Below are 1,114 nucleotides of genomic sequence, written 5' to 3' on the forward strand. Positions count from 1 at the left end.
CCGTGCGGCGAATGATCACCGTCCACCTGAGCATTTCCCCAGGCGCGCACAGCGCGTGCAGGAAGGCAGTGAGCGGCGTTCCGTAGTATTTGGCTACACGGGCCTTGAGCGCATCGGAGAGAGCGGCAGCATCCTCAAAACCATTCAGCACATCGAACATGCCGAGGCCTTTGCTGGCATCCGCCGGCACGGCGAGCATGCGCACCTCCATGCCGGCTTTCAGCTCCTTGTTTGCATCCGCCATGTGCTGGGCCAATGTCTTTTCTCCGGTCGAGAGAAACAGTAAGCGCCACTCCTGTACCTGTCGGCCCGCTTGTCCTCGATCATTCGCCCTGGCCTTACCTGTGCCATTGCCGAGCATGTACACCGTTTCGCCAATGATGCGTGGGTCACACATCCCGATTTCATCCAGCACCAGGAGGCCGTCTGAGTGTGCGGCGGCGATGGACTCCAGGGCGTTATCCGTGGAGCGCCACGAACGCACCAGACGTGGCCCGCCATAGACCGAGGCAGCGACCTGCAAGTGGGTAGTCTTGCCCCCGGAACTGTCGCCGTAGAGATGGAAGCCGCCCGACTCATGTCCCAGCAGGTTCAGCAGAGGCCCTACAAAGGCCACAGCGACGACAAACGCCAAGCGGTGATTACCAACGCACAGAGTGCCGATTTGCTGCTGCCATTGCTCCAGAGAACCCGCTTCGCTGATCGGTGGTAACTGCGCACCAGCTTCATAAAAATGCAGGTGCTCGCCGTGCGAGCCGATCTGTTGTTCGGGTAATAGAAACGCCTTGTCGTGCCAGCCCAAGCGCGTCACCAAGCGTGCGCGCTGGGTACTGTCGAACCCGCCGAGATAACTCTGCAGATCATTGCGTGCGTTGCGCCCAGATCGACTTCCTGCAAGGCGCAAACCCATATCTACCAGTGGACCGAGTACGTCCTTTCCGAAGTCGCCGGTCATGGTTCGAGCTGGAATGTTCCAACGTTTTTTAGCGCCGTCCGGGTCGTCGAATTCGACCAACAAGCCCCAGTTGTGGCCCTTGTCGTCGCGAGTGCGTGCGATGATTTCGAGAGGCGAACACACGGGGCGTGCCTCACCATCTGTCTCTTATACACATCT

At 59.5% G+C, this 1,114-nt stretch carries 1 protein-coding gene; it reads right to left on the bottom strand.

The genetic code is table 11. From position 1 onward, the window contains the following. A partial coding sequence (locus B6S09_RS18075) for a DUF927 domain-containing protein (RefSeq protein WP_244900116.1) occupies positions 1 to 1,078 on the bottom strand: 1,078 nt, incomplete at its 3' end. Between the last annotated feature and the right edge of the window lie 36 nt (positions 1,079 to 1,114).

Origin of the sequence: Oceanimonas baumannii, from assembly GCF_002245495.1 — a bacterium.
GTDB classification, from domain to species: Bacteria; Pseudomonadota; Gammaproteobacteria; order Enterobacterales; family Aeromonadaceae; genus Oceanimonas; species Oceanimonas baumannii.